Annotated in this window: 2 protein-coding genes; one reads left to right on the forward strand and one right to left on the reverse strand. The window is 29.8% G+C overall.

Annotated features, from left to right (window positions below):
* Window positions 1-1,248, reverse strand: a 1,248-nt coding sequence (locus tag U881_RS0100080; protein WP_024652873.1) for a peptide ABC transporter substrate-binding protein, incomplete at its 3' end; no start/stop codon positions are given.
* A gap of 160 nt (window positions 1,249-1,408) precedes the next feature.
* Between U881_RS0100080 and pepD the strand changes: the two genes are divergently transcribed.
* The gene (gene pepD, locus U881_RS0100085) at window positions 1,409-2,827 is read left to right on the forward strand and encodes a beta-Ala-His dipeptidase (RefSeq protein ID WP_024652874.1); all 1,419 of its coding nucleotides are present in this window, start codon (window positions 1,409-1,411) and stop codon (window positions 2,825-2,827) included.
* Window positions 2,828-3,805: the final 978 nt, after the last annotated feature.

Here is a 3,805-nt window from a genome sequence, read left to right on the forward strand (position 1 = left end):
TCCCCACTCCTGATTTTCAAGCACAATATCAATATTCAAAACACTTTTCCATCCATTTTGAACAAACTCAGCCACCTTTTTATGCAATGAATTAGTATTGTACAACAACTTTAATTTAGGAAAATTTTTACCATCAGGATACCCAGCTTCAGCTAACAACTTCCTTGCATATTTGGGATCAAACAAAGGCAAATTTTTACCATATGTATAATATTCATAATTTGGAGTTGCTGCTCTTGTAGGAATTGCACCATTAGCAGTGACTTGATCTGTAATAGTTTTTCTATCAATAGCCAATGTCAATGCTTTCCTAACCCTAACATCATCAAGAGGCTTTACAGTTATATTAAAAGGATAATAATAAAGAGCATTAAATGGGCCCTCATAATAATCATCTCTCAACCTTACATCCTTAATTAAATCAGCAGGAATAGTCTGATTAAACATAAAATCTATTTCACCATTCTGATACATATGATAAGAAGTTGAAGCATTGTCAGTAGTAAAGAATGTAATTTCATCTATTTCAACATTTAATGCATCATAATATCTAGGATTACGTTCCACCGTGATACTAGAACCAGGAACTCTATCCTTTAACGTAAAAGCACCACTAACAACGATATTTTCAGGATTAACCCATCCATCACCATATCGCTCTACTACGTGTATTGGTACTGGTATAAACACTCTATAAATTAACATGTTTAAAAAATAAGGCTTTGGTGATTCTAAACTAAACTCTATAGTCTTATCATTGATAGCTTTAATTCCAAGCTCAGATTCTGATACCTTGCCTTCAAAATAAGCATGTCCATTCTTAATCGCATACATAACCTCATCAGCATAAGGAGCATTAGACTCTTTATTTAAAACTCTAAGATAAGATTTTCTTATTCCTTCTGCCGTAATTGGAACACCATCACTCCAAACAAGATCATCTCTTAAATGAAATGTATAAACTTTACCATCACTAGAAATATCCCAACTTTTAGCAAGTCCAGGTTTATATCCGCTTGTTTTGGGATCTGTCCTCACAATTCCTACAAACATTTCATTAATAATCTGAGTTCCTACAGTATCTTTATTAAACTGCGGATCAATTGATGTAGGTTCCGCACCTAGAGCTACCTTAAACACTACACGATTATTTTTTTTATTATTACCATTCTCTGCATTATTTAAGTTATCTCCACTATTACAAGAAAACATAAAAATTGATAATAATAAAAAAAATCGAACTATCATAGTCCCTCCCTTATAAATAAAATAATACTTCATTATATTAAATTCAAAACATAAAAAATTTATGTCATTACGGTATAATAATATTAATAGTATATAGCAATACTACAATTATAGTATTACATATTTATGTCAAAAATTAATAATGAGGTAAAAAAACAATATGGAAAATGTTGTAATTCACTATTTTAAAGAAATATCCAAGATTCCAAGATGTTCTGGGAACCTTGAAAAAATTAATAACTATATTAAATCCGAAGCAATAAAATTTGGACATTATTTTAAAGAAGATGATGCATATAATATCTTAGTTAAAATAAAGTCCAACAATAGCAACCAAGATCCTATTGCCATTCAAGCTCACACAGATATGGTTTGCGAAAAAAATGATTCTAGTACACATAACTTTCAAAACGATCCAATTAAAGTTATGGAAAAAGATGGTCACTTTGTAGCTGACGGAACTACTCTTGGAGCTGATAATGGAAGTGGAGTTGCAATGTTATTGGCTCTTATGAGTGAATCTAACAATTTTACTCACCCTGAATTAGAATTAATTTTCACTTCAGATGAAGAAATTGCTCTAGATGGTGCCATTGCATTTGATGCAAGCGAATGTAAAGCCAAAAATCTTATTAATCTAGATGGAGGAAATGAAGGCAAATTTACCATTGGTTGCGCAGGATCTAGCATAATTGAAATAAAATTTTCACCAACCTACATACATACTCAAGATAATATGATTGTAGAACTTTTATTCACCGGTCTTCAAGGAGGACATTCCGCTGGAAAAATTCATGAAGATTTAGGCAACGCTTTGAAATTAACATTCTTCTTTTTAAACAAACTTCAATCAAAAATGAAATTAAAGATTAGTGACATTTCTGGTGGAGACAAAAGTAATGCAATCCCACGTGAAGCAAAGATTTTAATAGTAATTGACAATAAAGATCTTAACTTACTCAAAAATGAGATTAATTATTTCGTCAATGAAGTAAAAGTTATGCACAACCTAGAGAATAATTTTCAAATTATTATGTCTGAAAAAAATTTCAACGGTAAAATTTTAGACCCTCAAAGTCAAGATAAAATTTTAAATATGGGAATGGGTCTTATCAACGGTCTTTGCAAAATGGAAAATTATGACGAAAGAGTAGTTAGAACTTCTCTTAATTTTGCCAGTCTAAAAAATTCAAATGGTAAGTACATTTTTACCTTTAAGACAAGATCTTTACTGGAAATCGAAAAAGAATATCTTTTCATGCATTTAAACGCTATTAGTAATTTAGCAGGCGCAAATATTAAAATCACCAACGATTATCCATCCTGGACATCATCTAATGAGAATAAACTTATATGTCATTTAACAAAAATCTATAAAGATCTATATAATAAAGTCCCTAAATTACATATAACACATGGAGGACTTGAAACTGGTATATTAGCTGCCAAACTTGGAAATGTTGACGCTATCACCATTGGTCCTGATGCTGACTATGCACATTCTCCAAAAGAAAAACTTAATATCGAATCATTTATTCGTGTTTATAATTTTCTTAAAATATGCTTAGAAAAGCTCTAACAAACAATTATCTATCAAAATTTTACCTGTAAATAAATCATATGGGTTGTTTAAAACATTAAAATTTGAATAACCCATTAAAAAAAGAAATTGTAAGTTCCAGTAACAAATGAACATAATCCCAAAACATTAAACTCAACAAAAATTACTTTCTCCGACTTCCTTATCCCCATTATTACATCCCATCATCACCACCATCAGCATCAAAACACTATTTTATACCACTCACCTTACTATTACTCTTTTTTTTTATTTTTGTATTTGCATTTATTTACATTATTAACCAGTTCAACAAATCTTACATAACCTTATATTTTTTTTGACATCAACTTGTGATGAAAATAATTTAACACAAGTTACATACACATTATTGCATCTGTTGATAAATATCTGATAAATATCACCTCCCCAAAATTTTCCTAACATCACAAACACTTGCACTACAAAATATGAAATAGCAAACATAGCAATAACAGTTCAAGATATAACCAATTATTCCTCAAATACTAGCTCATCCTTAAGCAAAGTCAAATAAAAACCGATTTTACCCCAAATTACTCATAAATTCACACATTTTTTCATCAAGTTTGTCCACATTTTCACTTAAATCAATTTTGACCATACTTATGGTATCACCTAAACGACACAAATCATGCATCATTTTACTTTAAAAACAAGCAAACTTTTTTAAAACATACTGTTAATTTTAGATTTCCCTGTAAACAAATTTGAGTAAAAAGGCCTATAATCCTGTTAGAAGCTTATCTTTTAAGGCTTTTGCAAGAAAAAGAACAGTATAAAAAAATCACCTTGACCCAAAATCTAGCCAAGAGTGAATTTTTGATATATAATAAAAAAAACAATCCAAAGAAAAACCAAAATCTAAACTTTGGATTAAAGGCTCAATATGAATATAATAGCAAAAGATAAAAAAAATTTCAAATCAACCGGCACAAAAAGCCAAATAAAATCAATACT

This window comes from Borrelia persica No12, from assembly GCF_000500045.1.
GTDB lineage: Bacteria > Spirochaetota > Spirochaetia > Borreliales > Borreliaceae > Borrelia > Borrelia persica.